Origin of the sequence: Actinomyces sp. Z5, assembly GCF_003287795.1 — a bacterium.
Classification (GTDB): Bacteria; Actinomycetota; Actinomycetes; order Actinomycetales; family Actinomycetaceae; genus Actinomyces; species Actinomyces glycerinitolerans.
In genome coordinates, this window is the sequence record NZ_QMIN01000040.1 from 41,201 (window position 1) to 68,103 (window position 26,903).

The 26,903-nt window shown below is 66.4% G+C and carries 23 protein-coding genes and 1 pseudogene; 5 read left to right on the top strand and 19 right to left on the bottom strand.

What is annotated here, in order from left to right; genetic code table 11:
• The 5 genes from mmsB to DRB06_RS04300 form a co-directional block, all read right to left on the bottom strand.
• Positions 1 to 1,176 (bottom strand): multiple monosaccharide ABC transporter permease (gene mmsB, locus DRB06_RS04280; RefSeq protein WP_146750800.1); only part of this gene is annotated, 1,176 nt, incomplete at its 3' end.
• A gap of 3 nt (positions 1,177 to 1,179) precedes the next feature.
• Positions 1,180 to 2,718, bottom strand: a complete 1,539-nt coding sequence (mmsA, locus tag DRB06_RS04285) for a multiple monosaccharide ABC transporter ATP-binding protein (RefSeq protein WP_111819206.1) — start codon at positions 2,716 to 2,718, stop codon at positions 1,180 to 1,182.
• Positions 2,719 to 2,781: 63 nt separating this feature from the next.
• Positions 2,782 to 3,945: a multiple monosaccharide ABC transporter substrate-binding protein gene (gene chvE, locus DRB06_RS04290; protein WP_111819207.1), complete on the bottom strand. Its 1,164-nt coding sequence runs from the start codon at positions 3,943 to 3,945 to the stop codon at positions 2,782 to 2,784.
• A gap of 277 nt (positions 3,946 to 4,222) precedes the next feature.
• The gene (locus DRB06_RS04295) at positions 4,223 to 5,251 is read right to left on the bottom strand and encodes a LacI family DNA-binding transcriptional regulator (protein ID WP_234416076.1); all 1,029 of its coding nucleotides are present in this window, start codon (positions 5,249 to 5,251) and stop codon (positions 4,223 to 4,225) included.
• A gap of 23 nt (positions 5,252 to 5,274) precedes the next feature.
• A complete protein-coding gene (locus tag DRB06_RS04300; RefSeq protein ID WP_111819208.1) occupies positions 5,275 to 6,252 on the bottom strand; it encodes an aldose epimerase in 978 nt (325 codons plus the stop codon).
• 186 nt (positions 6,253 to 6,438) lie between these two features.
• On the opposite strand from DRB06_RS04300, the gene DRB06_RS04305 reads away from it, so the two are divergent.
• From DRB06_RS04305 to DRB06_RS04315, 3 genes are all read left to right on the top strand, one after another.
• Positions 6,439 to 7,065 (top strand): hypothetical protein, encoded by a 627-nt coding sequence (locus DRB06_RS04305; protein WP_111819209.1) that lies wholly within the window; start codon positions 6,439 to 6,441, stop codon positions 7,063 to 7,065.
• Between the two features lie 79 nt (positions 7,066 to 7,144).
• A complete protein-coding gene (locus DRB06_RS04310) occupies positions 7,145 to 7,639 on the top strand; it encodes an RNA polymerase sigma factor (protein WP_159097635.1) in 495 nt (164 codons plus the stop codon).
• Positions 7,640 to 7,669: 30 nt separating this feature from the next.
• Positions 7,670 to 8,374: a hypothetical protein gene (locus DRB06_RS04315; protein ID WP_108966129.1), complete on the top strand. Its 705-nt coding sequence runs from the start codon at positions 7,670 to 7,672 to the stop codon at positions 8,372 to 8,374.
• A 50-nt stretch (positions 8,375 to 8,424) separates the two neighbouring features.
• Here DRB06_RS04315 and DRB06_RS04320 read toward each other — a convergent pair whose 3' ends face one another.
• The 4 genes from DRB06_RS04320 to DRB06_RS04335 form a co-directional block, all read right to left on the bottom strand.
• On the bottom strand, positions 8,425 to 9,357 hold the full coding sequence (locus DRB06_RS04320; protein WP_111819210.1) for a carbohydrate ABC transporter permease: 933 nt from the start codon (positions 9,355 to 9,357) through the stop codon (positions 8,425 to 8,427).
• Complete coding sequence (locus tag DRB06_RS04325) at positions 9,347 to 10,342, bottom strand: carbohydrate ABC transporter permease (protein WP_111819211.1); 996 nt, start codon at positions 10,340 to 10,342, stop codon at positions 9,347 to 9,349. The genes DRB06_RS04320 and DRB06_RS04325 overlap by 11 nt, the downstream gene beginning before the upstream one ends.
• Before the next feature lie 17 nt (positions 10,343 to 10,359).
• Positions 10,360 to 11,697 carry an extracellular solute-binding protein gene (locus DRB06_RS16820; protein WP_220092968.1) on the bottom strand — a complete coding sequence of 446 codons (1,338 nt, stop codon included), beginning with the start codon at positions 11,695 to 11,697 and terminating at the stop codon, positions 10,360 to 10,362.
• Between the two features lie 139 nt (positions 11,698 to 11,836).
• Positions 11,837 to 13,342, bottom strand: a complete 1,506-nt coding sequence (locus DRB06_RS04335; protein ID WP_258522137.1) for an alpha-N-arabinofuranosidase — start codon at positions 13,340 to 13,342, stop codon at positions 11,837 to 11,839.
• Positions 13,343 to 13,604: 262 nt separating this feature from the next.
• Here DRB06_RS04335 and DRB06_RS04340 point away from each other — a divergent pair, with 262 nt between their 5' ends.
• Positions 13,605 to 14,630: a LacI family DNA-binding transcriptional regulator gene (locus DRB06_RS04340; RefSeq protein ID WP_073327856.1), complete on the top strand. Its 1,026-nt coding sequence runs from the start codon at positions 13,605 to 13,607 to the stop codon at positions 14,628 to 14,630.
• 2 nt (positions 14,631 to 14,632) lie between these two features.
• Positions 14,633 to 15,688, top strand: a complete 1,056-nt coding sequence (locus DRB06_RS04345) for a LacI family DNA-binding transcriptional regulator (RefSeq protein WP_146750798.1) — start codon at positions 14,633 to 14,635, stop codon at positions 15,686 to 15,688.
• Positions 15,689 to 15,690: 2 nt separating this feature from the next.
• On the opposite strand, the gene araA is transcribed toward DRB06_RS04345, so the two are convergent.
• From araA to DRB06_RS04390, 10 genes and pseudogenes are all read right to left on the bottom strand, one after another.
• Positions 15,691 to 17,205: an L-arabinose isomerase gene (gene araA, locus DRB06_RS04350; protein ID WP_111819215.1), complete on the bottom strand. Its 1,515-nt coding sequence runs from the start codon at positions 17,203 to 17,205 to the stop codon at positions 15,691 to 15,693.
• A 117-nt stretch (positions 17,206 to 17,322) separates the two neighbouring features.
• Positions 17,323 to 18,060, bottom strand: a complete 738-nt coding sequence (locus DRB06_RS04355) for an L-ribulose-5-phosphate 4-epimerase (RefSeq protein WP_111819216.1) — start codon at positions 18,058 to 18,060, stop codon at positions 17,323 to 17,325.
• A gap of 216 nt (positions 18,061 to 18,276) precedes the next feature.
• The gene (locus DRB06_RS04360) at positions 18,277 to 18,984 is read right to left on the bottom strand and encodes a YesL family protein (protein WP_181575183.1); all 708 of its coding nucleotides are present in this window, start codon (positions 18,982 to 18,984) and stop codon (positions 18,277 to 18,279) included.
• 29 nt (positions 18,985 to 19,013) lie between these two features.
• Positions 19,014 to 19,964, bottom strand: coding sequence for a carbohydrate ABC transporter permease (locus DRB06_RS04365; protein WP_111819218.1), 951 nt, complete (start codon positions 19,962 to 19,964; stop codon positions 19,014 to 19,016).
• Positions 19,965 to 19,977: 13 nt separating this feature from the next.
• The gene (locus DRB06_RS04370) at positions 19,978 to 20,916 is read right to left on the bottom strand and encodes a sugar ABC transporter permease (protein ID WP_234416072.1); all 939 of its coding nucleotides are present in this window, start codon (positions 20,914 to 20,916) and stop codon (positions 19,978 to 19,980) included.
• Positions 20,917 to 20,927: 11 nt separating this feature from the next.
• Positions 20,928 to 22,556, bottom strand: coding sequence for an extracellular solute-binding protein (locus DRB06_RS04375; protein ID WP_220092969.1), 1,629 nt, complete (start codon positions 22,554 to 22,556; stop codon positions 20,928 to 20,930).
• Between the two features lie 65 nt (positions 22,557 to 22,621).
• Complete coding sequence (locus DRB06_RS04380) at positions 22,622 to 24,580, bottom strand: glycoside hydrolase family 127 protein (protein ID WP_111819219.1); 1,959 nt, start codon at positions 24,578 to 24,580, stop codon at positions 22,622 to 22,624.
• 142 nt (positions 24,581 to 24,722) lie between these two features.
• Positions 24,723 to 25,571 (bottom strand): LacI family DNA-binding transcriptional regulator, encoded by an 849-nt coding sequence (locus DRB06_RS04385; RefSeq protein WP_240038133.1) that lies wholly within the window; start codon positions 25,569 to 25,571, stop codon positions 24,723 to 24,725.
• 3 nt (positions 25,572 to 25,574) lie between these two features.
• A pseudogene (locus tag DRB06_RS16905) lies at positions 25,575 to 25,730 on the bottom strand (LacI family DNA-binding transcriptional regulator); the annotation flags it as partial.
• Complete coding sequence (locus DRB06_RS04390; protein WP_168709500.1) at positions 25,730 to 26,770, bottom strand: LacI family DNA-binding transcriptional regulator; 1,041 nt, start codon at positions 26,768 to 26,770, stop codon at positions 25,730 to 25,732. The pseudogene DRB06_RS16905 and the gene DRB06_RS04390, both read right to left, overlap by 1 nt.
• Between the last annotated feature and the right edge of the window lie 133 nt (positions 26,771 to 26,903).

The window sequence follows — 26,903 nt, forward strand, 5'->3', positions numbered from 1 at the left end:
GGTCACGGGACGACGCTTGTTGAGCAGGTCGAAGGCGACGGCGCCGAGTACGACCAGGCCCTTGATGGCCTGCTGGTAGTCGATGCCGACCCCCAGCAGGGACATGCCGTTGTTCATCACGGCCATGACCAGGCCGCCGACGATGGCGCCGACGACGGTGCCCACACCGCCGGTGACGGCCGCACCGCCGATGAAACAGGCGGCGATGGCGTCGAGCTCGAAGCCCTGGCCGGCCTTGGGTCCGGCCATGTTGAGCCGGGAGGTGAAGATGATGCCGGCGAGGGCGCACAGCACCCCGTTGTTGACGAACACCCAGAAGCGGACCCACTGCACCTTGACGCCGGACAGGGCCGCCGCCTCCTTGTTCCCGCCGATCGCGTAGATCTGGCGACCGATGACGGTGCGCCCGGCGACGAAGGAGTAGAGCAGAATCAGTGCCGCCAGGATGATCAGCACGTATGGGGTGCCCTTGTAGGTGCCGATCTTCCAGGCGAAGGCCATGGCGATCAGGCAAACGAGCACAATGCGCGCGATCCAGGTCCCGGAGGCGGAGACGGGAATCTCATTGGCGATGGAACGCCTCCGGTTGCGCACCTCGGAGAACACATATGCGGCGAGTGCGATGGCGACAAGCAGCAGCGTGAATACGTCGTACCCGTACCCGCCGAGCAATCCATTGAGGTAGCCCGACGAGATCTCCCGGAATCCGCTCGGGAACGGGGAGATGGACAGGTTGTGCAGCACGATCATGGTCAGCCCGCGGAAGATCAGCATGCCGGCGAGGGTGACGATGAAGGCGGGGATGCCGACGAAGGCGATCCAGAACCCCTGCCACACGCCGACGAGCAGACCGGTGATCAGGGCGGCGATGACTCCGGCCCACCAGGGCATGCCATGGTTGACGGTCACCACGCCCGCGACGGCCCCGGTCAGAGCCACGACCGAGCCGACCGACAGGTCGATGTCGGCCATCAGGATGGCGAAGAGCATGCCGATCGCCAGAACCAACACATAGGCGTTCTGCACGATGATGTTGGAGACGTTCTGGGAGGAGAGGATCTGGCCATTGGTGACGATCGCGAAGAAGATCACGATGACGACGAGTGCAATCGCCAGACCCCCTTGCCGCAGGTTTGTACGCAAGGCTCCCTTGAGCGTTGAGAATGTATTGGACATTGGTCAGTCTTCCTTGATCTGAGTCATATAGCGCATGAGCGTCTCCTGGTCGGCATCGCCGCGATCCAGGTCGGCGGTGACGCGCCCAGCCGAAAGGGTGTAGATGCGATCGCAGATGCCCAGAAGTTCGGGCAGCTCCGAGGAGATGACGAGGACGGCCTTGCCCGCGTCCGCGAGCTGGTTGATGATCTGGTAGATCTCGTATTTGGCGCCGACGTCGATCCCGCGGGTGGGCTCATCGAGGATCAGCACGTCCGGCGCGGCGGCCACCCACTTGGCGAGCACGACCTTCTGCTGATTGCCTCCCGACAGTCCGCCGACGAGGGATTCAATGGTGGGTGCCTTTACAGCCATCTGACCGCACAGCTCGGTGACCACGGCGCGTTCCTCATGAAGATCGAGCACGCCGCGGTGGGAGAATCTGCGCGGGGATGCCGATGAGACGTTGCGCCTGATGGACTCGATGAGGTTGAGCCCGTAGCGCTTGCGGTCCTCCGAAACGTAGGCGATGCCGTTGGCGATGGCCGAGGCCACGTCCTTGATTTGGATCTCGCGGCCGTCTTTGAAGACTCTGCCGGAAATGTCGCTACCCCAGGAGCGGCCGAACAGGCTCATGGCCAGCTCGGTGCGTCCGGCCCCCATCAGGCCGGCGAGGCCGACGATCTCACCGTGCCTGAGCACCAGGTCGGCGGCGTCGACGACGGTGCGCGACGGGTCGGCGGGATGGTGCACGGTCCAGCCCTCGAGTCGCAGCGCCTCTCCATCGACTTGGGAGACGTGATCGGGGAAGCGCTGGTCCAGCGTGCGGCCGACCATGAGGCGGATGATCTCGTCCTCCTCGACACCGCCCTTGCGATGCATGTCGAGCGTGGCGATGGTGTGCCCATCGCGAATGATCGTCGTGGAATCGGCGATCTGCCTGATCTCTCCGAGTTTGTGGGAGATCATGATGCAGGTGATGCCCCGCTCCTGGAGTTGACGTATTAGGTCGAGCAGGTGGGCGGAGTCGTCGTCGTTGAGGGCGGCGGTGGGCTCGTCCAGGATGAGCAGGCGCACGTCCTTGGACAGGGCCTTGGCGATCTCCACAAGCTGTTGCTTGCCCACACCTATGTCCTGAACCCGGGTTGCCGGATTCTCCGCCAGCCCCACGCGGGCCATGATCTTCTGGGCTTCGGTGTTCGTGCGGTGCCAGTCGATGACGCCGCGGGATGAGCGTTCATTCCCCAGGAAGATGTTCTCCGCGATGGACAGGAACGGACTGAGCGTGAGTTCCTGGTGGATGATGGCGATGCCCGCGCTCTCCGACGCCTTGATGTCGGAGAAACTCACCTCCTTGCCGTCGAGCAGGATCTGCCCCTCGTAGGTGCCGTGCGGGTGCACACCCGACAGCACCTTCATCAGGGTCGACTTACCGGCCCCGTTCTCGCCGCAGATGGCATGGATCTCGCCGCGCCTCACCGCGAAGTTGACGTCATCCAACGCCACCACCCCGGGAAACCGCTTGGTGATGCCACGCATCTCAAGAATGTTGTCAGTTGCCATGTTCAGCCCCGACTCCTGTCACGGATGGGCACCGATGCACCCGGTACCACGAAGCAATTCCGGTCACTTGAGTTCGTCCTCGGTGATGTAGCCCGTGTCCACGAGGGAACTATGTACGTTGTCCTTGGTGATGATCTCGGACTTCAGCAGGTAGGAGGGGACGACCTTCACCCCGTTGTCGTAGGTCTCGGTGTCGTTGACCTCGGGCTCCTCGCCGCTGAGCACCGCCACGGCCATCTGCACCGCGGCGTCGGCGAGCTCGCGAGTGTCCTTGAAGATGGTGGAGTACTGCTCTCCGGCCATGATCGACTTGATGCCCGCGATTTCCGCGTCCTGCCCGGTCACCGTCGGGTAGGGCTGCGCATCGGTGCCGTACCCGGCGCCCTTGAGGGCGCCGAGGATGCCGATGGACATGGAGTCGAGCGGCGATAGGACGCCGTCCACCCGGCTGCCGTCGGAGTAGGTGGAGGTGATCAGGTTGTCCATGCGGGACTGGGCGGTGGCGGCATCCCACCGCATGGTGGCCACGGTGTCGAAGTCGGTCTGACCGGATTTGACGGTGATGACGCCGCTGCCGAGGTACGGCTGGATGACGTCCATGGCGCCGTTGAAGAAGAAGGGGGCGTTGTTGTCGTCCGGAGAACCACCGAACAGCTCGATGTTGTAGGTCTCGTCCGGTGAAACACCTGCGTCCTCGCCATCGGCGTTAAGAATGCCCATGCCGATGAGCAGTGAGGTGCCCATCTGGGTGCCGACGTCGTAGTTGTCGAAGCTGGTGTAGTAGCTGACGTTCTCGTTGTCCCGGATGAGGCGGTCGTAGGAGATGACCGGAATACCGGCCTCGCCGGCGGAGTCCAGTTGACCGGACAGCGCGGTGCCGTCGATGGGCGCAATGATGAGCAGATTGACGCCCTGCGTGATCATGTTGTCGATCTGGTTGGCCTGCGTGGGGATGTCATCCTCGGCGAACTGCAGATCGACGTTGTAGCCGAGTTCTTCGAGCTGCTGCTTGATGTTGTTACCGTCTTTGATCCAGCGTTCAGATGACTTGGTCGGCATGGCCACGCCGATCTTGAGTTCCGCGGGCTCCTTGCCGGCGGTGTCGTTTCCGGCTCCGCCTGTCGCGCCGGGCCCACCGCAGGCGGCCAGCGCCGTCGCCACCGCGGCGGTGACACCACCGGCGAGAGCTAAGCGACGCGAAAGAGTCGGGACTTGGGGTCGAGACATGTTGAGCCTCCTCTTCGAGATCTTCAGGAAGCCCCGCGGACACAACGCCTCGGCACGCCGTCCGCGGGATCCAACACTAGTGTGAACGTTCACTTTCGGCGTGTCAACAATCTCCCGTAACCACCGACACACACGGACCAAGTGGCTAAATATCCGCCTTTTAGATCGGTTAACAACCCACTCATGTAGAGTGAACCTTAACATCCATGTTTTGACGAGTCTCCCTCGAGCCGGTGCAGGACCGGCCGCCGACGAGTGGCCGTCGGCCGCTCAGGCGTCAGCAGCTGGAGCGGCGCACGCGCAGGGTTGGGGAGATCGAGTGGGTGGTGCCGGCCTCGCCGTCGATCGCGCGCAGGAGCACCTCCATGCACAGCACGCCGAGCTCGTCGAAGGGCTGGCGCACCGTGGTCAGCGGCGGGGAGAAGAAGGCCGTGCCGGGAGTGTCGTCGAAGCCGACCACGGCCACCTCCTCGGGCACGCGCACCCCCTGGTCGCGCAATGCGGCCAGCACGCCGAGGGCCATCAGGTCGTTGGCGCAGAAGACGGCGTCGGGCAGACCGCGCGCCACCATTTCGGCGCCGACCTCATAGCCGCGCTCGGCACTCCAGTCCCCCGTCAGCATCGGCGGGATCTCGCAGCCGGCGTCCTCCAGGGCGGCGCGCCAGCCGCGAGCGCGGGCGAGGGCGTCGTACCAGTCCGCCGGTCCCGCGAGATGCGCGATGCGCTTTCGCCCTAGTCCCAGCAAGTGTCCCACCGCCATGCGTGCGCCCAGTTCCTGGTCCACCGAGACCACATGGATGCGCTCGCTCGGCGTCAGGCCGTCGGCGACGACGACGAGCGGCACCGCCCGGGCGACCCGTTCGGCAGAGGTGGCGATCCAGGTCTGTGGGGCGACCGCGATGATTCCGTCCACGCCGCGTTCGATCAGGAAGTCGAAGACGTCGCGGATCTCCTTCTCCGCGTCGTCGGCCTCGCGCTTAAGGGCGGTGACGAGGGTGGCATAGCCGGCCTGCCGGGCGGCGACCTCGATGGCGGCGGTGGTGGATGCGGGCCCCTGGAAGTGGGATCCGGTGGTGACCACGCCGATCATGCGGGTTGAGGCGGTGACCAGGGCGCGCGCGGCCATATTGGGCCGGTAACCGAGCTGATCGATGGCGGCCCGGACCTTCGCCAAAGTGGCGGGGCGGACGGATTCGGGGCGGTTGATGACGCGCGAGACGGTCTGGTGGGAGACGCCGGCCAGGCGGGCGACGTCCATCATTCCCGGACGGCGCCCCACGGTTCCGGGCACTGCCTGCGCAGACATGGGCGGCGTACCCGCGGCCCGGCTCAGTCCTCCTCCCAGAGCCGCCAGATGAAGGTGTGGGACTCGCCCGCAGCCAGAGTGACCAGGTCTTGTCCGGTATTGAAGGCGTTGGGCGGGCAGGTCATGGGCTCGACGGCGACGCCCCGCCGTCCCAGGTGCTCACCGCTGTAGACCTGCACCCAGGGGGCCGCGGCGCTAATGACCACGCTGTGCTCGCCCTCGCCGCCGGTCAGCCGCACCTGCCACGCACCTGCGGGCAGCCCGGTGTAGGCGTTGTCGGTGGCGGTGCTCCCCACCAGGCGCCCGGCGCGCCAGTCCCAGTCGCTGCCGGTCACGTCCCGCTCCCCCGCCGGCGCCATGTGGGCGTCGACGTCGAGCACGCGGTCGGCGGGCACCTGCAGCACACATTCGTCCAGCGGGACCGAGCGGGTCAGGTAGGGGTGGCAGGAGACGCCGTAAGGAGCGGGCGCGGGAATCCCGTCCTCGAGCGGGGCGCCAACGATGCCGGCGGCCGGGGAGACGGCGGCGCCGGCGTTGGTGGTTGTGGTGGTGACGGTAAGGCCCGTGCCCGCGTCCAACGCGTAGCGGACGGCGACCTCCAGCGCCCAGGGGTAGGCGTAGGAGGCGGGCAGACTGAGTACCAGGGTGACCGCCTCGGCCGCCTCCGGCGTGGCAGCGCCGGCGGCTTCGGGCTCGGCGACGGCGAAGCTCGTCCAGCCGACCAGGCCGTGCAGGGCGGCCCCGGTCTCGGGCTCATTGCAGGGCACCGGGTAATCCACGCCGCGGTAGGTGTAGTGGGAGTCGGCGATGCGGTTGGGCCAGGGGACCAGCGTCTTGCCCTGCCAGGCGCCGGGCAGGGCGGTTTCGGCATCAAAGGGGATGACCAGGTCGCGCCCCTGCCGGCGCAGGTGGACCAGAGTGGCACCTGCGGTGGCGATCCGGGCTTCGTAGTCGCCCGCGCGCAGGTCGATGAGCTCTCCATTGAGCGAAGGGTGTTGCATGGTTGCTTCCAGACTCTCGTGGGGCCGCCGCCCCGGATTGTATTCCGGTTGAGTGCAATGCTAGTCGACGGTTCCCCGTTGGGATGTAACGCGACCGCCCGCCCAGACATATACCAGTCGCCAACCCATCTCGTTCCGAATCGGAACGCCGGCGTCTGAAACATCCACCGACCCGAGGAGGCACAAATGCGCACAGCCCGCAGCGACGTCGACCCGAGGCCGGTATTCCGCGAAACTCCGCCAGAAGAGTTCACCGCACTCCCGCGGAACGTGTTTGCTGAGGCCCAGCAGGTGCCGCTGTCAAGGAGGCGACCGACATTGAGCCGGTTGAAGAAGAGCCAGATGACCAGCACCAGCCGCACTGTCGCGCGCCGCACCGCCGCCATAGGTGTCGCCCTGGCGGTGATGGCCCAGGGAGGATGCGCGGGGAACCAGGCTGACGACGTACACACCGGCCCGACGGAGCAGCCATACGTGCTCACCTATGAGGTCGCCCAAGATGAGGAGCGAATCTATCTGGATGCGCTCTGGCAAGGGCAGTTGGAAGTCGACGAGCACAGCGGTTGCATACAGGAAGCCGGCAGCGGCGCGGACCATGCCACGGAGACCGGCCCGAAGCCTGTGGGTATGGTCTTCCCCGAGGGAACCGAGGTCACGTCTGACGGGACCGAGATACGCCTGCCGAGCGGAGGCACCATCCCCATCGGCCCGGAGGTCTCGCTGGGTGGAGGCTACTTCCCGTCCGCTCCCGTGACGCCCTCCCCGAGCCCCGGATACGACGAGTACTTCATGGTCAACGATGCCCCCGAATGAGACTCATTCATCGCTGCGGGGGAGGTCCGACTCACCGACAAGTCAGGCCTCCTCCGCAGCCGCCCATTCTGATATTACCTTGACGCGGTCCGATGCCGTCGAGACATTCCAGCAGATCTACACCGATCACCAGCCCCACATGCTAGCAATCGCCAGACAGCGCCTCGGACAGCAGGCGGTGGCGGAGGACATTACCGCCGAGACCTTCCGAATAGCCTGGCAGCACCATATATCGGGCGGAGAGGTCAGCGTTCCATGGCTTTACAAGACACTCCGCAACTTGATCGCCAACCAGTACCGCAGACACGAGCGTGACACGAAGTACTTCGACTCGATGAGCGGCACCCAAGACGCACACGAGTCGATCGAGACCGCGATTGATGACTCCATCCTGGTTCGCCAGGCCATGAGGTCACTCAGCGCCGACGACCGCGAAATACTACGAATGGCGTACTGGGAGGAGCTGACGCGATCCGAGATGGCATCCGTACTCGATATCACGACAGTCGCTGTCCGAGTGCGCCTACTACGAGCCAAGAAGCGGTTGCGCGCCGCTCTCGAGGAGCCGGAGTGACAAGTGCATACAAGAGGAGAACACCAGTCAATGAACGATCTTGAGCGCAGGATTAGGAACTCCCGCCCCCGGGGCCCCGGACGGAACTCCTCGCTCTCGCGGCGCGCACAAGCGGACTTCACCGACATAACCGGCCACGTCTACGATCCCCAGCACGGCCGTCCCGCGCAGCAATCCTCACCGCTTGAACGGGCCACCCGCTCGCCCCGGTTCTTGATCCCCGTCGCGGCTGCGGCCGCCGTGGTGCTAGCCGTAGGATCGTTTGCGGTCACTCGGCTCGACCGTCCAAGTAAGCCCGACGCCGAAGCCGAGTCCATCACAGACGGCTCCTACCAACCGATCCTGCCGCAGTCCTATGAAGACGTCCAGGCACTCGCCGAGGCCTCGGACCTCGTCATCATCGGCAGCGTCGATGGCGTACCGATCGATCCGGACGGTACCGCAGTCGTTGATGCCAGCGAGGTCCTGGCGCCGACGGGCCTGGACGTGGCATCGGTGCGCATCCGGCAAGAGCCGGTGGAATCCGATGGGCAGGCGCCTCTGGCCGAAATTGGCGGCGATAAGGCGGTTCTGTTCTTGACGGCCTCCGATGAACCGGGGCTGTATACGCTCACCCACCCGACCCAGGGCATTCTTGAAGTGGAGGAGGACGCCGTCTATCCGCTCCTCGCCGACGTCGATATGAAAGGAGCGGAGACGGTCAGTCAACTCAGGAACCTGCTTCAAGGTCAGTAAGGCCGCCACCGGCTGCGACCGCTGCACGGCCAGACAGATCTCGTGCGCCCTCACTGGCCGCCCAGGCCGGTGGTGGCCACGGCCTTGATGATCTGGCGCTGGAAGAGCATGAACAGGATCGTGAGCGGCAGCGCGGCGATCATGGCGGAGGCCATGGTCTGGGCGTAGATGGTGCCGTAGGCGTTCTTCACCGTGGACAGCCCCACCGGCAACGTCATCAGGTCGGGGTTGTTGGTGACGATGAACGGCCACATGAAGTTGTTCCATGCACCGATGAACACGAAGATAGCCACGGCGGTGACAATCGGCCGGGACACCGGCAGGATGATGTTCCAGAACAGGCGCCAGTTCCCGGCGCCGTCCACGCGGGCGGCATCCTCCAGTTCCTGGGGAACCTGGTCGAAGTACTGCTTGAAGATGTACACCATCATCGGCGCGATGGTCTGTGGCAGGATCACACCGGCGAAGGTGTCCACCGCGTTCAGCAGCACCATCTCCTTGAACAGCGGCACGATCAGGATCTGCCCGGGAACCATGATCAGGGCGATCGTCAGCGCGAGCAGCGCCTTGCGCCCACGGAAGATGGTGCGGGAGAAGGCGTAGCCGGCCAGCGCACAGATGATGACCGTGAGGATGGTGACCGCGGTGGCGATCAGGAAGGTGTTGCCCATCCAGGTGAACACCTCGCCGCGCGCGAATACGGTGCGGTAGTTCTCCAGGGTGAAGCCGCCGTCGGGAACCCACTGCAGCGGCAGTGACTGTGCCTGTACCTCGGTCTTGAAGGAGGTGTCTATCGCCCAGGCGAGCGGCAACAGCCAGGTGAGGGCGAACAGGGCCAGGATCAGGAAGGCGACGACGCGGGCCACCTTGCTGTCTCCCAACAGCAGACCGCGGGTGCGGCGGATCTCCGCATTGCGCTCGGCCCGCTCGCGGCGGTGCCGGTCGCGCAAGGAAATCGGCGGGGCGATGGACTCAGCGCTCATTGTTGGCGTCCTTCCGAGAGCGGGTCAGGAACCGGAAGGCCACGGTGATGACAATGATGACGATGAAGAAGATGTATGACATCGCCGAGGCGTAACCCATGCGGTAGTTCGTGAAACCCGTGTCGTAGATGTATTGGAGGATGGGGCGGGTGGAGCCCTCGGGGCCCGATCCGCCGGCGAAGGCGATGAACATCTGGTCGAAGATCTTCAGTGAGGCGATCACCTGCAAGGTGGCCACCAGCACGGTGGTGCCACGCAGCTGCGGCAGCGTGATGGATAAGAGCTTGCGCCAGAAGCCGGCGCCGTCGACCTCGGCGGCCTCGTACAGCAGGTCCGGGATCGCCTGGAGGCTGGACAGGTACAGCAGGAAGTTGAAGCCCACGGTCCACCAGACGGTCAGGATGACCATGGACCACATGGCCACGTTCACGTCGGTGAGCCAGCCGACCTTGTCCAGCCCGAACCTGACCAGCCAGTAGTTGATGAAGCCGACATCGGAGTTGAACAGCCAGGTCCAGATCTGCACGACGACGGCGACCGGCAGGAGATAGGGGGCGAAGAAGGACAGCCGCCAGAACCACTGGCCGGGGATGCCGGTGTACACCAGTAGTGCCATGATCAGGGCGACGAGTACCAGCGGGATGGTGCTCATGAGCGTGAAGGCGAGCGTGTGGCCCAGAGTGGACCACATGGTCGCGTCACCGAAGGTCTCAACATAGTTGGCCAGTCCCACCCAGCCGCCGTTGCCCATCAGGGACTGCTCCGTGAAAGACAGCCACAGCCCGTAGACGATGGGGGCGATCAGAAACAGGAAGGCGACGATGAGGAAGGGAATGACGAAGGGCATGCCAGAGCCGAGTCGCCTAACCGCGCGGGAGGAGTCCCGTGCGCTCCGGCTCGCGCCGGCCCGGCGACCGGTCCTCGTGGTGGAGGCCGCAGCCGGATCCGTACCGGCTGCCGTATTCGCTGCGGTTCTAACAGTCATAGCGGGTCTCCTTTCACTCAGGCCGGCGGGTTCTGGGCGAGCATGCGGTTAAGGCGGTCGATGAGTCCGTCCACGGCCTGCTCCGGCGTGAGGGAGCCGGACAGCCAGCAGGACTGCATGACCTCCGCCACGCGGGCCTGGAAATCGGAGCCGGATCCCGTGAACCAGGCGGCTGGTTCGAAGACGGCCTGGTCGATGGCGTCGGCATAGTGGGACTGGGGCACGAGCTCGGCGTAGGCGGAGGATGAGGTGACCTCCACGTTCGCGGGGGTGTGCCCGCCGGCCGCCCAGTCGAGGGAGTTCTTGAGCATGCCGGCCACGACCTCGTAGGCCGCATCGCGCTTGGCCTCATCCACACTCGTCTGGTGCGGGAGCACGAATACGTGGGAGTCACCGAAGGTGGCCGGGGTGCCGAAGATGTTCGGCATCGGCATGGCGTCCAGGGGCACGCCGGCGTTCAGGAAGGTCTGGTACTCCCAGTTGCCCATGAAGGTGATGCCGGTGCGGCCGGTGGAGAAGGAGGCGATGGCGCCGCCGTAGTCCATATCCGGCTCGGCGACGGTGCCGTCGAGCATGTCCTTGATCAGGGAGGTGACCTTGATGGCGGCGTCTCGGTCGATCTGCGCCTCCTGCCCCGGAATGAGGGTGCATTCCGCACCGGTCTGGGCGTACAGACCCCAGAACATGCGGGAGACCTGGGCGCCGTCGCCGGTGTAGCCGAAGGACATGCCCTGCCCGCCGGTTACCTCCGCCAGACGGCGGCCGGCGTCGAGGAAGCCCTCGGGGGAGTCCAGTCCGGTCAGGGTGCCGTCCGCGGCGAGCAACCCGGCCTGGTCGCACAGCTCGGTGTTGAAGAAGAGGATGAAGGCGTGGAAGTCCAGCGGGACGGCGTACAGCCGGCCGTCCACGAAGCACTTGTCCCACAGCAGATCGGGGAACATCTCGGGGGTGATGCCGTGGTCCGCGAGCCGGTCCAGATCCCAGGTGTCGAGCAGCCCGCCGGGGGCGTAGCCGATCACTCGAGTGGCGTGCATGACGGCCAGGTCCGGGGAGCGCCCGCCGACCGAGGACATCGCTAGCTTCGTGTAGTAGGGGCCGCCCCAGGTGAGCACCACGGGGTCGATCTCAAGCTGCGGATTCTGCTGGCCGACGGTGTCCATCATGGCCTGGAAGACGCCGCCGTCACCGCCGGTGAACAGGTGCCAGAGCTGGATCTTGGTGCGGTCGGAGGCGGATGCCGAGGACGAGCAGCCGCCCAGCAGGCCGGTTCCGGCCAGTGCGGCGCCCGAAAGCATGGCCGCGGTCAGAAAGCGACGTCTGCTCGGGAGCGCGTACGGAATCGATGGTTGACTCAACGTGACCTCCTTGTCAGTCGTGAGTGAGTGACGCCCGTTGGGGCGGCACGTACGGGCTGTCGAGTCGTACGCGCCGCCCGGGTGGGGCGTCGACAGAGGGGCGGGCCGGCCCGCCGCCGACGCTACGGGCTCCTTTCTTTCAGGCGAGCTCGACCGCCAGCCAGGAGGCGGGCGGCAGCGTGGTGGCGAGCACGCCGTCGGCCAGCGTCACCTCATGGGGGACGGGGTGGACGCGGTCGGGGTCGTCGGCGGTGTTGACGGCGTCGAGGTCGTCGGGCGCGATGATCTGGGCCGCCTTGACGCGGCTCACGCCCAGGGCCCCCAGCGCGGCGGTGACGTCGACCGCATCGGTCAGTGAGCGGTTCAGGGCCAGCAGCGAGCCGGTTCCCGTCTCCTCGTCCCAGGTGACCACGGCGTCGACGGCGTCGATCTCGCCGTAGCGCTCGGTGCCGGTGACCGGGCTGGCGACGACGGCGTCGTAGGCCTGGCCGCGGGCGATCCGGGAGGCGATGGCGAAGGGGTGGAAGGTGGTCTGCCGCCAGGCGCGTCCGCCCTTCTCGGTCATAATCGGGGCGATCACGTTGACCAGCTGCGCCATGGAGGCGGCCTTGACGCGGTCGGCGTGGCGCAGCAGGGAGATCAGTAGGCCGCCGACCACCAGGGCGTCGGCGCCGGTGTAGACGTCCTCGATGCGGGGGGCGGCCTCCGGCCAGTCGTCGGGGGCGAAGCCGTGCTCGATGGAGTTCCAGGCGCCCAGGCGCCACACGTTCCACTCGTCGACGCTGACCATGATCTTCTTGCTCGAGCGGTGCTTGGCGCCGACGGCGTCGGCGGTGGCGATCACCCCGTCGATGAAGCGGTCCAGGTCCACGCCGGCGGCGAGGAAGCTGGCCCGGTCCTGAGCGTCGGGGTCGACGTAGCGGTGAAGGCTGATGTAGTCGACCTCGTCGTAGGCCAGGTCGAGGATGGTGCGCTCCCAGTCGCCGAAGGTGGGCATCTCCCAGGCGGCGGAGCCGCAGGCCACCAGTTCGAGGTTCTGGTCGACCATGTGCATGGCGCGGGCGGTGGACAGGGCCAGGTAGGCGTAGTCCTCGGCGTTCTTGTGGCCGACCTGCCAGGGACCGTCCATCTCGTTGCCCAGGCACCACATGCGCACGTTGTAGGGGTCCTCGTGCCCGTTGGTGCGGCGCAGGTTGGCGTACTGCGTGTCCGCCTGGCCGTTGACGTAGTCGAGGAGGTTGACGGCGTCGGTCTCGCCGCGAGTGCCGAGGTTGATGGCCAGCATCGGCTCGATACCGGCCTGGTCGCACCAGGTCATGAACTGGTCGGTGCCGAAGGTGTTGGGCTCGGTGGTGTGCCAGGCGAGCTCGAGCCGCCGGGGCCGGTCCTGGATGGGGCCGACGCCGTCCTCCCAACGGTAGTTGGACACGAAGTTGCCGCCGGGGTAGCGCACGGTGGTGACACCGAGCTCGCGCACCAGTTCCATGACGTCCTGGCGTAGGCCGTTGGCGTCGGCGGTGGGGTGGTCGGGCTCGAAGATGCCGGTGTAGACGCAGCGCCCCATGTGCTCCACGAAGGAGCCGTACATGCGGGGCGAGATGCGGCCGATGGGGCGGTCGGCGTCGACCGAGATGCGTGCTGTCAAGGGATCCTCTCCTTTGAGTCGGTTGTGGGCCGTGCCTCCGGCGGGCGGTGCCGGCGCGCTGCCGTTGTCACCATGGTGACCCTCTACTTCAACGTTGTCAATCCCCATCAGCGCCGTCCACGAACGAATATCAACCCGACTTCTTCTGCCGTACCAGCGCACAGCTGGAGCGAACGGGGAAACAAAGGCGAATTGACAACGTTTGACATCGTTGAACGTGCGTCGCGGCACAGTCGGCGTGCGTTTCTGTATGCTGCCGCGCATGGCCGCCACGCTCCTCGACGTCGCCGCCCTCGCGGGCGTCTCGCCGAAGACCGTCTCGCGGGTGGTCAACGGCGAGCCGGGGGTCTCCCCCACTACCCGCGAGCGAGTGCTGGACGCCGTGGCGCGCGCAGGCTATGCCCCCAACACCTCCGCACGCTCGCTGCGCACCGGTCGCTCCGGAGCCATCGGGCTGGCGGTGCCGGAGTTGAATCAGCCGTTCTTCGCCGAGATCGCCGACCGCATTGCCGCCGAGGCGCACCGCCACGACCTGGCGGTGGTGCTCGGGGTGACCGGCGAGCGGGGGCAGGGCGAGGCGGAGTTCCTGGCGGAGCATCCCGACCTGGACGGCACCGTCATGTACTGGCAGGGCATGGAACCCGAGCAGATCGCCGCCGCGGCCGCACAGCGCCCGCTGGTGCTTCTCGGGGAGCGGAGACACGACGCCGTCGACCGCGTCGCCATGGACAACGAGCGCGGCATTGATCTGGTCGTTTCTCACCTGCAGGCCCTCGGACGCGGCCGCGTCGCCGCGCTGGGCGTGGCCGCACCGGGCCAGTGGACGCATGCGGCGGGCCTGACCCGCACCGAGGCGTTGCGCACAGCCATGGAGGAGCACGGACTCGACCTCGACGAGCATCGCCTGGTCGCCTCCACCGAGTGGCGTCCCGTCGACGGCGCCGCCGCCGTGCGAAAGCTGCTGGAGCGCGGCGTCGACTTCGACGCCGTGATCGGCTTCAACGATGGGCTCGCGCTCGGCGCGCTCCATGAACTGGCGGCGGCGGGGCTGCGAGTGCCGCAGGACGTGGCCGTCACCGGCATCGACAACCTTGAACTGGCGCGCTACTCCTCCCCGTCGCTGACCACCGTCTCGCCGAACCTGAGCACATATGCGGCGGACGCCGTTTCACTGCTGCGACGGCGCATAGCCGTCCCGGACACTCCCGCCCGCACCGTCATCGAGGATGTGACACTGCTGGCCCGGGACTCCACCGTCGGGGGTGAGACGCCGTGGCCGCGCGTGTGACCATGAGCGATGTCGCCCGCCGGGCGGGCGTGTCCACCAAGACCGTCTCGAACGTGCTGCGCGGCGCGCCCGGCGCCTCTACCGCTACGCGCCGGCGCGTGCTGGAAGCGGTCACGGCGCTGGACTATCGGCTCAATCCGAGCGCTTCGGCACTGCGCTCAGGCCGGCGGGGAAGCATCACCTTGGCGATCCCCACCCTGCAGCAGCCGCTGTACGCCGCACTGGCCCAGGAATTGATGCGTGCCGCCGACGACACGACCGTGATTCTGGAACTGACGAGCGGTGAGGCGGAGCACGAGCAGGAGATCCTGGCCGGCTCATGGGCGAGGCGCTCCGATGCCGCGGTGTTGGTGCCCCGGGCGCTGGATCCGGCGTCATTGCCGGCCGGTGAGGCGTCATCCCCCGCACCCCTGGCGCTCATCGCCGATTCCGGCCCCGTGGGCGTGCCGCGAGTGAGCTGCCCGCTCGATGCCCAGGCGGCGCTGGTCGCCGCCCATCTGCGGTCGCTGGGACGAATCCGTCCCGCCGTCGTCGGCGTCGCCAGTGCCGCCGACCGCTGGACGCGCGCCTGCGTGCGAGGCCTACGGGAGTCGGGATTGCGCGTCGACGACGATGCCGTCCTGCGTGTCGGTTCTCCTGACGGGATGCTCGGCGGAGTCGAGGCGGTGGCACGGTTGGCATACACAGGGCTCCCCGTGGACGCGGTGGTGTGCCACAACGATGCGCTGGCCGCGGGCGCCGTAAGCGCGCTACGACGACGCGGTGTACGGGTACCTCTGGAGGTGGCCGTGATCGGCCGCGGGAACACCGACGCCGCCGCCTTCGCCACCCCAACGCTCACCAGCGTGGACCTGGATCTGCCGGCCATCGCCAGGGGGGCGTTGTCGCTGCTCAGTATCGGAGCGGACGCGACTGGTAGCGAGGGCTCACCCGCACCGGGGCCGCTGGAGCCGCGGCCAGTGGAGACCACCCCGGCGTTGTCGGTGCGTGGGTCCACGGTCGACGACGCCGGGGCGGCCCCGGGGCGGCGGGGCGAGCCCCACCGCGGACAGGTCTGATCTCAGCCCTGGGTGAGGCGGTAGTAGACCTGGTTATTCCGCAGCTCCTGCACGAAGCCGCGGGTGGTGGTGGAGGAGTCGATGACGGCCAGTTCCATCCGGGCGATCTCGGCCAGGTCCTGCCACATCTCCAGGGTGGTGGCCGTGGTCATGACCGTGTGGTGGGCGGCGCCGGCCTGCATCCAGCACTCGGTGGAGGTGTAGAAGTCGGGAGCCGGTTCCCATACGGCGCGGGCGACGGGCAGCTTGGGCAGCGGCTCGTCGGGACCGACGACCTCAACGAGGTTGGCGGTCAGGCGGAACCGCTCACGCATGTCGGACATGGCGACTACGAGTCCGGCGCCGGGGTCGGCGTCGAAGACCAGGCGCACGGGGTCCTCGCGGTTCCCGATGCCCAGCGGGTGGATCTCCAGGCGGGGCTTGGACTCGGTGAGCGAGGGGCAGACCTCCAGCATGTGGGCGCCGAGGATCTTCTCCTTGCCGGGCGTCATCTCGTAGCAGTAGTCCTCCATGAGGGAGGCGCCGCCGGGCAGGCCGTAGCCCATGACCTTGGCAGCGCGCACGAGCAGGGCGGTCTTCCAGTCGCCCTCCGCGCCGAAGCCGTAGCCGTCGGCCATGAGCCTCTGGACGGCCAGGCCCGGCAGCTGGCGCAGCCCGCCGAGGTCCTCGAAGTTGGTGGTGAAGGCGGTGGCACCGCGCTCCTGGAGGAAGCGGCGCATGCCGGCCTCGATGCGAGCACCGTAGCGCAGGGACTCGTGACGCTCGCCGCCGGGACGCAGTTCCTCGACGACGTCGTAGGCGTCCAGGTACTCCTCGATGAGGGCATCGATCTCGGCCTCGGTGACGGCGTCGACGACCTCGACCAGGTCGTTTACGCCCCAGGTGTTCACGCTGGCGCCCAGGCGCAGCTCGGCCTCGGTCTTGTCGCCCTCGGTGACGGCGACGTTGCGCATGTTGTCGCCGAAGCGGACCAGGCGCGTGGCATGCAGGGCGTCCCAGCCGGCGGCGGCGCGGGCCCAGGTGCCGATCTTGGCCTGCGTGGCCGCCTGGGTGGCGTGCCCGACGACGACCTTGCGGGGCTGGCTCAGGCGGGTCAGGATGTAGCCGAACTCGCGGTCGCCGTGGGCGGCCTGGTTGAGGTTCATGTAGTCCATGTCGATGGTGGACCACGGCAGGGACTGCGAGTACTGGGTGTGCAACTGAACCAGGGGCTTGGACAGCGCGTCGATGCCACCGATCCACATCTTGGCCGGGGAGAAGGTGTGCATCCAGGCAATCACACCGATGCAGGCGTCGTCGGCGTTGGCGGCGAGCATGGCGGTGCGGATGGCGTCGCGGTCCTTCAGGACCGGCTTCCAGATGATGCGCACCGGAATGGCATCGGCGGCGTCGAGCCAGGCGGCTACCTGTTGGGACTGGTCGGCGACCTGAGCCAGGGTCTCCTCGCCGTACAGGTCCTGGCTTCCGGTGAGGAACCAGATCTCCTTGCCGTCGAAGGGGTTGGGTAGAGCAGTCATGAGTCTTCTCCTTTGAATTGCGTTGATAGACAGTAGGTTGAAAAAGGTTCAGGGGCGGCCCGCACCGTGCCGGGCGGCGACTCGGGGCGGGGCACCGGCTCGGGGCGGACGGGTTGGTTAGTGTTGGCCGTAGACGTTCTGGTAGCGGTCGTTGAGGCGGTCGATCAGGTCCTGCTCGATCGGCACCGGCTCACCCCCCTGACGCGCGATATGCACCGTACGCGCCACCTCCTCACACATCGCCGCAGCCTTCACCGCCGCCCGCGCATCGACCCCGATCGTGAACGGGCCGTGATTCGCCATCAACACCGCCGGCGACCGCGACCCCGACAAGGTCTCCACAATCCCCCGCCCAATCGAATCATCCCCGATCAAGGCAAACGGACCCACCGGAATCTCACCCCCAAACTCATCCGCCATCATCGTCAACACACACGGCACCGGCTCCCGCCGCGCCGCCCACGCCGTCGCATACGTCGAATGCGTATGCACCACCCCACCCACCCGGTCCATATGCCGATACACATACGCATGCGCCGCCGTATCCGACGACGGCGTCAGATTCTCCGGCGTCCCATCCTCGATCTTGTCCCCATCCAGCGTGCACACCACCATGTTGTCCGCCGTCAGCTCCTCATACGCCACACCCGACGGCTTAATCACAAACAACCCCGTCCGCTCCACACTCCCATCCGGACGAGACACGCTCACCCGCTCAGACACATTCCCGGCCGTCCACACCACCAAACCCCACCGAATCAACTCCCCATGCAAACGCGCCACCCGCTCACGCGCATCAGCCACCGCCCCACGCACACCATCATCCAAATCAGCCAACACAATCCGCTCGGTCATGTTCTTCCCCTAGTTATTCGTCTGGTCGGTCATGGTCTGCGGCGGCGCCGTTCGGCACCGTTGCCGCACTGGTGAGGGCTTGCTGGACATCCAACCGTCTGGGTGCCACACAGACCCGGCCGCGGCGGTCACCGCAGCTCAACACCCCAATAGTGAACGTTCACATCGGTGGTGTCAAGGCATTACCAACGGACGGGGTGTCCGTTCCCGTTCCAGTCAATGGTCCGCCAGCGCCCGGATGGCTGCCTCGGCATCGACGTCGTCGGGATCGTCATAAGGCACCGCCGACTCGGGCAGGGGGAGGACTCCGGAATGCCAGTACAACCAGGAGACGCACCAGGCGGGCAGGGCCACGCCGAAGACCGGGATCAGCCCAGGACACGCGCGCCACAACCACAGCCATCCCGCCACGACGGCCAGCACCGTCAGCGAGTGCGCCGGACGCGACAGCGCCAACACCACCACCAGCTTGGTCACCCGCGGCAGGGGCTCATCGAAGTGAACCGCCACCGGCCAAACGATGAACGTCACCGCCGCCCAGAGCACGCTGAGCACCACCACGATCCCAGAGAACCAAGGCGTGACCCCGCCGATGCCGCCCCGCAGTACCAGCCGGTCGAGACCGAACACGACCCAACCCACGAGCACCACGCCGCCGATCGCCTGCGCACGCCAGAACTCTTGACGCCACACCCGCCAGAACTCCTGCCACAGGCCGGGCCGTTCGGCGACGACCAAATTGCGCGTATCCAAGGCCTGATTGAGCAGGTCCCGTCGAATGACGGCGTTGAGAGCCATAGTCGCCGGTGCCGCACCGAGAATGACCCCGCCGGCGACCACGCCCAGCAGCCAGACCAGGTGCAGGACGAACAGGCGTCCTACTAGCTCGCCGATGCGTACGTGCCACCCCACGAGGGCGGGCATAAGGCGCCCCCGTGGGGCGGGCCGGCCACTCATCCCTTCACCGCTCCGATCAGCACACCCTTCTCGAAGTACTTCTGCAGGAAGGGATATACGACGATGACGGGCAGGGTAGACACCACGATCACCCCATACTTGATCTGGTCGGCGTATCGCTGCGCGTAAGCGCCTCCCGACCCGCCGCCACCGCCGGCCCCGCCGGAGAAGGCCTGGTTGGACAGCAGGATGTCTCGCAGGACGATCTGCAGCGGCTGCTTGGCGTAGTCACGGACGAAGATGAGCCCGGTGAAGAAGTCATTCCAGTGCTGCACCAGGTAGTACAGCCCGATCACCGAGATGATTGCCTTCGACAGCGGCAGCGCGATGGTGCCGAAGAACCTGAAGTAGTCCGCGCCGTCAAGCGTCGCCGCCTCGTAGAGCTCCTCGGGTAGGGAGTTTTCGAAGAAGGAACGGGCGATGATCAGGTTGTAGACGTTGACCGCCGAAGGCAGGATGAACACCAGCCAGTTGTCCAGCAGCCCAAGGTCCTTGTAGAGCAGATACGTTGGAATGAGCCCGCCGCTGAAGAACATGGTGAAGGCGAAGAACAGCATGAGCGGGCGCCGCGGTCGGAACTCCCTGCGCGACAGCGCGAAGGCCGCGGGCAGTGTGACCGCCAGGTTCAAGGCCGTACCCACCGCCGTGTACATGATCGTGTTACGGTACCCGGTCCAGATACGCGCGTCGCCGAGTATCTGTTCGTACCCGAACAGGCTCAGGCGTTTGGGAAGCAAGACGACTTGTCCGGTGGCCACGGCACCCGAGTCACTGATGGACGCGATCAGGACGAAGTAGATCGGATACAGGGTCGCGAACACTACAAGCGCGCATGCCAGCAGCACGCCGAGGTCGAACAGCCTCTCCCCCGACGACCAGCGCCGACGCCGAGAGTGAGGTCGCCGTGCCCTGCGGGATCGACCCGATGAGAGCGATGTGGTGGTCATGTCTCCTCCTTCGTCACCACAGGCTCGTATCCGACACCCGCTTCGCGATGCGGTTGGCAAGCACGAGGAAGGTGAAATTGATGAGCGTGTTGAACAGGCCGATGGCAGTCGAGTAGCTGAATTGGCTGCTGAGAATGCCGATCTTGTAGGTGTAGGTCGAGATGACCTCGGAGATCGGCAGGTTCAGGGTGTTCTGCATCAGGAACACCTTTTCGAAGCCGGTGTTGAGTACGTTGCCCATGTTGAGAATGAGCAGGATGATCATCGTGGGCACGAGGGCCGGTATATCCACGTGGCGTATGAGTTGCCACCGGTTGGCGCCGTCGATTCGGGCGGCCTCGTAAAGCTGGGTGTTGACCCCCGCGAGCGCTGCCAGATAGATAATCGAGTTCCATCCGGCGTGCTGCCAGATGTCAGACAGGACATAGACCGGGACGAAGCTGCCCGTGTCTCCCAGGAAGTTGGTGCCGGAAATACCAATGGACGCCAGTAGCCGTGTAAGCAGGCCGTCGCTGGGAGACAGGAACACCTGCAGCATGCCCACGATCACCACCACGGAGATGAAGTGAGGCAGATAGGTGATGGTCTGGACCCAGCGCTTGATGCGCGAGCGCATCAACTGGTTGATTAACAGCGCGAGGATGATCGGCGCGATGAATCCCAGCACAAGCGTGGTTATCGAGATCAGCACGGTGTTGCGCATCAGGGTGGCGAACATCGGGGAATCGAAGAACTGCTGGAAATACTTCAACCCCACGAACCTGCCGCCGGTCAGGCCGGCAGTGAAGTCGAATTCCCGAAAGGCCAGCTGAATGCCGTACATGGGAACGTAGGCGAAGACCAGAACGAAGGCGGTGGCCGGCAGTACCATGGCCCACAGTTGCCAATAGCGCTTGAGGTGTCTGGCCAGGCCATGCCCGGAACGTCCCGCCGGGGCGCCGGCGCGTTTCACTACTGCGGTACTCATTGCTTCGAAGCCATGTAGTCGTCGTAGTACTGCTGCATCTTGGCGATGTTGTCCTCGATGCCCGACGCCTTAACGGTGGCGAGGTAGTCGTCCCACTGCTCCTCGACCCCGCCGTTGGTGATCCAATCGGCGAACTTGGTCTGGGTGGTGTTGAGCATGGTGGTGTTGACCAGCGCCATGGCGCTGATGTCCTCGGCGGTCATCTTGATGAACTGGGTGGGGTACACGTCCTTCTCCAGATCCATGTTGTCGATGGCGGGCTGCAGGGGGACGGTCTCGTCGATGGCCTCCTGCAGGTCCGTGGGCAGTTCCACGGTGATGTCGTCACGGATCCACATGGGACCGTTGTCCGCCAGCGTGGAGGTCCATTTCCAGGTCGAGGGGTCGGTGCCGTCCTCGGCCGGCAGGACCTTATAGGTGCTCTCATCGACTTTCTCAATGTTCGGGCCAATGTCTCCGAAGAGCACTTGCAGGCTCATCTCCTGGTCGTAGAAGGCGTTGAGGACCTTCAGGGCGGCCTCCTTGTTCGGGGTGGAGGCTGAGACCACGATTTGGTTGGCGGGGAAGTTCTCGCCGAATCCGTCGTAGCTCCAGGCCACGGGAGCGGTCTGTCCGGCCTTCTGTGCGAGTACGGGCATCGCCTCGTACTGCTCGTAGATCTCGGGACCGAAGCGGTCGGAGCGGGTCCAGCCCCAGGTGAACCCGACCGTGGCGACACCGTCCCCCGGCCCGCGAGCGGCTGACTGGTAGGCCGAGTAGTCCTGGGTCAGCACCTCTTCGGAGATCAGCCCCGCCGCATAGCACTTGGACAGGAAGACCATGACGTCGCGGTAGCGCTCGTCGATGAGGAAATTGGAGACCTTGCCGTCCTGGAGGAAGTAGCCCTGGCCGCCGCCCGAGGACAGTGGCAGGCCGGTGGACCCGAGCAATTGTACGGATTGGAAGTAGCCGAAGCCCGTGGTGCCCACCGGGCTCCAGTCCATGGGGATCACCTTCGCCCCGGTCCCGGTCGGATCGCCCTCCTTGAAGGCGACAAGTACGTCATACAGCTCGTCCCAGGTTGTGGGCATTTCCAGACCCAGCGCATCCAGCCACTGGCGGTTGATGTACTGGTGCTGAACGGTAGGCGGCCAGAAGCGCTTGTACCCGGGGACGGCGTAGATCGCACCGCTGCTCTGGGTGGCCAGGGCCGTGAGTTCCGGCTTCGCCGCCAGCATTTCCTTGACGTTGGGAATGGCGTCGAGATCGTCGGAGAGATCCTCGAAGAGCGTGCCGTAGGTGGCCAGGTCGGAGTCCGAGATGGCTCCAGTGCCTACGATCAGATCGGGCACATCGCCTGCGGCAAGCATCGTGGATTTCTTCTGATCCCAGTCGGCGGAGACCTCTTCCCAGGCGATGGGAATACCCGCGACGTCCTCGAGCCGCTTCGTCCACGCCATCTGGGCCATGGGCTTGGTGAGGGGGTGCTTAAGCACGAGGATGCGAAGCTGGTTGGAGCCACCCGATCCGGATCCGCTGCTGCAGGCGGCGAGCGTGCCGCCTGCAGCGGTGACGGCGGTGGCCGCTGCCAGGCTCCGCAGCATGGTGCGTCGGCTGAACGCGGGCACACGTGTACAGGTGTTCATGGTTCTCTCCTTTGAGTGAGGGTTGTGGGATGGACAAATGCGGAAGGGCGTGGATCTCAGCAGGGTCAGATGGTCGGAATCCATACGCGCATGGCACCGGGGCCGCGGTTGCCCCAGGTGGAGAAGGGCACGAGTTCCGCCTCCACGTTTCGTGAGGGCTCGGCCGGCTCGACCCATGAAGCCGGGCGGTAAAGCCGATCATCGGGATCACGCACCGCCAGACTCACCCGCAGTACGGGGGCCGGACCAGTCGTCGTCGGTGGTAGCTCAGCGACATCCGGCGGCCCGGGCAGGAAAACGTCATCGGCGGCGATTTCCTCCGGCAGGTCCACCTGCTCCAGGCAGTACAGGATCGGCCCCCGCTCGAGGACGACTGCACCGCGTACGGCGTCCACACGGTGGTTGGCGGCAATCCAGCGGGGACGGAGCGGGAGCTGCAGGACGGCGCCGTCGACGTCGTCGGCCGGGATCTGGATGTAGCCGTGGGTTTGCTCGGCCTCGGACACCGGGCGTTGTTTCCCTCCCACACACAGGGTGATGCCGTCCGCCCAGACCGGGATGCGTACCTGCACCGCCGTTCCAGGAGGTAGGGCGCCACCCACGACGTGCAGGGAGATCTCACCGTCGGCGGGGTAACGAGTCCGGACCGTCAGCGTTCCGCCGCCGAGCGATTCGGGCAGTTCGATCTCGCAGGCGAGAAGTTGGTGCAGTTCCAGCGCGGGCCCGTCCGGGGCCTGCCGGACGGTGGCCACGTACGCACCGGCCTGGGCGATGGTGCGGGCGATGTTGGGCGGGCAGCAGGCGCAGGCGTACCAGGGCTGCCGCTGCGCGGGGGCGTTCTCCTCACTGAAGCGGTCGGGACGTCGCTGCATGGGGTTGGAGTAGAAGAAGCGGGTGCCGCTCTCATCCACCGACGCGGCCAGGGCGTTGTAGAGCTCGCGCTCCATGACATCGGCGTAGCGGCGGTCCTCGCCGGCCAGCAGCATGCGCCAGGTCCAGTGCAGGTCCGCGATGGTGGCGCAGGTCTCGGCGTAGGCCCGGTCGGCCGGCAGCTCGTAGTCGTTTCCGAAGGACTCGTCGCGGTGGCGGGAGCCGAAGGCACCGGACAGGTACATCTTGCGCTCGTGGACGCGTTCCCATTGCGCTCGCATGACGTCGTGTAGCGCCGACTCACCGGTTTCCAGGAACAGGTCGGTGACACCGGCGTTCAGATACAGCTGGCGGACCGCGTGGCCGGTGGGGTCGACGGCCTCACGCACGCGCGCGTGGTCCTGGTAGTAGCGACGTCCGAAGCCCTCATCGAGGAGGATGTCGTGGCCGCGCTGGTTGATCAGGTGCTCGGCCAGGTGCAGCCAGCGGGCCTCGCCCGTGTGGCGGTGAAGCTCGATGAGTGCGGTCTCGATCTCGGGGTGCCCCGGGATGCCGTCCTCACGGCCCGGGCCGAAGCGGCGGTCCACCAGGGCGGCAAAACGGATCGCGACCCGGAGCAGTTCGTCCCGTCCAGCCGCCCGGTCCAGGGCGACAGCCGCCTGGATCAGGTGCCCGAGCACGTACATCTCGTGGTTACGCTCCAGCTCGGCGAAGCGTTTGTCCGGGCGAACGCCCTGAATCCAGGTGTGCAGATAGCCGGTCGGCTCCTGCACGCGGGCGATCAGCGCGATGGCCTCGTCGAGCCAGGCGTCGAAGTCGTGGGTGCCGGAGCGGGCGATCTCCCAGGCGACGGCCTCGATGACCTTGTACAGGTCCGAGTCGGCGAAGACGAAACCGCGGTAGGGGGCGCCGGACTCGCCGATCACGCGCCGGAAGTTGTCCATGACGCCGGAGACCTCCAGCTGCTCGATGCAGTGGGGAATAGTGCGGGAAGCATTGCGCTCCTGCCAGCGCCCCAGAGGGCTCTCGGGGGAGATGCGGACCGCGTCGATGCCGAGCGGGGCACGGCCGACGGGGCGGGCGTGCGGGCCCGGGGCGGCCGGAGCACACAGACAGGCCGAAGAGGCGGTCTGCTGCAAATCGAGTGGCGCCATTGTCAACTCCTCATTGCTGTTGTGACATGTCCATCATGACCGCCTGATTAAACGTTGTCAACCGCGATCAAGTGATTCAGGGCACACCTTGTCGTCGATGTGGGCGTCGCACCAGGCAGAGGAGCGGCGGTGCGCAGAAGGTTCAGCGACTGGAGCCGCGCACGATCAAGGTGGTCGGCGCCTCTGCGGGCGCCCCGGGCGCCTCACCCTGTAGCTGCGCCACGAGGCACTCCACCGCGGCACGGGCCATGGTGTCGGTTCCCGGATCGACGGTGGTGAGCGACGGAACGGTGAACTCGCCCTCGACGGTGTTGTCGAAGCCGGTCACCGCGACATCCCGGGGGACCGCGACTCCGGCCGCCTGCAGAGCGCGCAGGGCACCGATGGCCACGGCATCATTGATGCACATCAGCGCGTCGAAGCGGATCCCCGAGCGCAGCAGGCCGATTGTCGACTCCAGGCCGGTGTCCCTGCGGTCCCAGTCCTCGCCCCGCACGATCAGGGCCGGATCGACATCGATACCCGCCTCCTGCAGCGCGAAGCGGTAGGCCTCCAAACGTGGCCCGCCATCGCCGTCCATCTGGGCCATGTAGGCGATGCGGCTACGGCCGACGGAGACCAGGTGTCGGGCTGCAGCGAGGGCGCCACCGAACTCGTCCATGGCGACTCCCGCAACACCCGCCGTCGGGGTCGAACCGATTTGCACCACCGGCAGGGGAGGCCGCCGACCGGCCAACAGCGCGTCATTCAAGTGGTGGGGGCATATGAGTACGCCGTCCGCGTCCCCCGTGGACACTCCCATGACGGCGTCGCGTTCGCGCGCGGGCACATCCTCGGTCAGTCGGATCGTCGAGCGCAGGCCGCGCTGGGCGAGCTCGTCGATAAGCATCTCCGCAAGACGGGAGAAGTAGGGCTGATAGAGGTTGGGAACCACGATTGCGATCCGCCCGGATACGCCGGTGACCAATCCCCGAGCGGCCTCAGAGGGCACGTACCCGAGGGTACGCGCTGCTTGCCTGACTCGCCTCCGGGTCTGCTCGGACAATCGCGTCGTCCCGCTCTTCCCGCCTCCCGATAGCGCCGTCGACGCCGTGGCCACCGACACGCCGGCCGCCTGAGCCACATCGCGGAGCCTGACCCGCCGCTGCATCAGAACCCCTCCACCCGGGGAGACGACAACGGCCCAATCGACAGCGGGGGCGCGGAGGTGAACCCCAGCGTGGATTCGCGACGTATCAGCGTGGCCCCGACCCGTGTCATCGCCCTGTTGTGCGAACCCGGCTCCCACCTCCGTTGGAGATCGTCCAGCGCAATCCTCGCAATCTCTCCGGTGGGAAAGCCGAGTGTGGTCAGCGACGGCGAGGAGAATCGTCCATCCTCGAGACCGCCGCACCCACACAGCGCGATCTGGTGCGGTACCCGCACTCCTCGACTTCTGAGCCCCGCAAGCACACCCAGGGCGAGCTCGTCATCGGCACACACGACGACGTCATGGCGGTCGAGGTCCTCCACCAGTCGTGCGGCCAGCCGGAATCCCTCCGCGCGACTGGGCACGGCATCCGTCTCCAGTACCGCCGCAGTATCCAGCGCCCGCTGCAGGGCATGAGCGAAGGCACCTGGCCGGTCCAGGCGAGGGCCGACGACCACCGGAGCCGTCAGTCTCAGCGCCCGCAGATGCCGGCTGACGACGTCGGCCGCCTGATCCAAATCCAAGCCGACACCTCCGCCGGTCGTCGGAGTGCCGTTAGCCCCGAAGGCCTCGATCCGACAGACCGGCAGGGGCCCTCCCCCCGCAGAGGAAACGTCCTCGCCATGGATTCCTCCCACCACAATCGCCCCGTCGAATGACGTCGACTGCTCGGTCAGCACTTGGACGGCGCGATTGCGATCGCGACCACACGGCTCGATGGCGGTGCGGAGCCCGCGCCGGTCCGCCTCGATCACCAATGCCTGCGCCAGCGCGGCGACCCAGCCGGAACGCAAGTCGGGAACGATGACGGCCACGGTCTCGGTGCGGCCGGTACGTAGCGTTCGCGCCAGCGCGTTGGGCTGCCAACCGAGCTGGTCGATGGCCGTCGTCACCTTGTGTCTGAGCTCGTCGCTCACATTCGGCTCACCGTTGACCACCCGGGAGACGGACTTGAGCGAAACGCCCGCCAGTTCCGCTACCTGGCGCATAGTGACAGCCATCGGCTCCTCCCCTCCCGTGTCTCGCTCCCGGGGCGGCTCCATCCACCGCCGATCACACGGTATCGGGGTACAGCGGTTGCGGCAGCCCAATGCCACGCATGGCGACGGTCTCCGCACCGAACCCACCGAGCAC

Excerpts from the sequence above, each read along its gene's own strand:
- araA (WP_111819215.1), bottom strand. The coding sequence starts at position 17,205 with ATGACTGCTCTACCCAACCCCTTCGACGGCAAGGAGATCTGGTTCCTC.
- DRB06_RS04380 (WP_111819219.1), bottom strand. The coding sequence starts at position 24,580 with ATGGCGCCACTCGATTTGCAGCAGACCGCCTCTTCGGCCTGTCTGTGT.
- DRB06_RS04295 (WP_234416076.1), bottom strand. The coding sequence starts at position 5,251 with ATGTCTGCGCAGGCAGTGCCCGGAACCGTGGGGCGCCGTCCGGGAATG.
- DRB06_RS04355 (WP_111819216.1), bottom strand. The coding sequence starts at position 18,060 with ATGACCGAGCGGATTGTGTTGGCTGATTTGGATGATGGTGTGCGTGGG.
- DRB06_RS04305 (WP_111819209.1), top strand. The coding sequence starts at position 6,439 with ATGCGCACAGCCCGCAGCGACGTCGACCCGAGGCCGGTATTCCGCGAA.
- DRB06_RS04340 (WP_073327856.1), top strand. The coding sequence starts at position 13,605 with ATGGCCGCCACGCTCCTCGACGTCGCCGCCCTCGCGGGCGTCTCGCCG.
- DRB06_RS04360 (WP_181575183.1), bottom strand. The coding sequence starts at position 18,984 with ATGCCCGCCCTCGTGGGGTGGCACGTACGCATCGGCGAGCTAGTAGGA.
- DRB06_RS04345 (WP_146750798.1), top strand. The coding sequence starts at position 14,633 with ATGAGCGATGTCGCCCGCCGGGCGGGCGTGTCCACCAAGACCGTCTCG.
- DRB06_RS04365 (WP_111819218.1), bottom strand. The coding sequence starts at position 19,964 with ATGACCACCACATCGCTCTCATCGGGTCGATCCCGCAGGGCACGGCGA.
- DRB06_RS04375 (WP_220092969.1), bottom strand. The coding sequence starts at position 22,556 with ATGAACACCTGTACACGTGTGCCCGCGTTCAGCCGACGCACCATGCTG.
- DRB06_RS04300 (WP_111819208.1), bottom strand. The coding sequence starts at position 6,252 with ATGCAACACCCTTCGCTCAATGGAGAGCTCATCGACCTGCGCGCGGGC.
- chvE (WP_111819207.1), bottom strand. The coding sequence starts at position 3,945 with ATGTCTCGACCCCAAGTCCCGACTCTTTCGCGTCGCTTAGCTCTCGCC.
- DRB06_RS04315 (WP_108966129.1), top strand. The coding sequence starts at position 7,670 with ATGAACGATCTTGAGCGCAGGATTAGGAACTCCCGCCCCCGGGGCCCC.
- mmsA (WP_111819206.1), bottom strand. The coding sequence starts at position 2,718 with ATGGCAACTGACAACATTCTTGAGATGCGTGGCATCACCAAGCGGTTT.
- DRB06_RS04320 (WP_111819210.1), bottom strand. The coding sequence starts at position 9,357 with ATGAGCGCTGAGTCCATCGCCCCGCCGATTTCCTTGCGCGACCGGCAC.
- DRB06_RS04390 (WP_168709500.1), bottom strand. The coding sequence starts at position 26,770 with ATGGCTGTCACTATGCGCCAGGTAGCGGAACTGGCGGGCGTTTCGCTC.
- DRB06_RS04325 (WP_111819211.1), bottom strand. The coding sequence starts at position 10,342 with ATGACTGTTAGAACCGCAGCGAATACGGCAGCCGGTACGGATCCGGCT.